This window comes from Pantoea sp. EKM103V, assembly GCF_011800365.1.
In the GTDB taxonomy this organism is placed as follows: domain Bacteria; phylum Pseudomonadota; class Gammaproteobacteria; order Enterobacterales; family Enterobacteriaceae; genus Pantoea; species Pantoea anthophila.
In genome coordinates, this window is the sequence record NZ_JAALFQ010000074.1 from 1 (window position 1) to 221 (window position 221).

Genomic DNA, 221 nt, shown 5'->3' on the forward strand with positions numbered 1-221 from the left:
TTCAGGCCGCACTAAGGAGGATAACGTTGCATCAGCAACGGCCCGCAGGGCGAAGCGCAAGCTGAGTAATCCTCCTGAATGCACCATTCTTTGTAATATCCTCAGGTTAGTTTCTGAACGTCCATAAAAAACGCAATACCCTCAATGCATCCATAGCTCAGCTGGATAGAGTACTCGGCTACGAACCGAGCGGTCGGAGGTTCGAATCCTCCTGGATGCAC

The 221-nt window shown here is 51.1% G+C and carries 1 tRNA gene; it reads left to right on the top strand.

From position 1 onward, the window contains the following. Positions 1-146 precede the first annotated feature (146 nt). Positions 147-220, top strand: a tRNA-Arg gene (locus HFD97_RS22150). Position 221 lies beyond the last annotated feature (1 nt).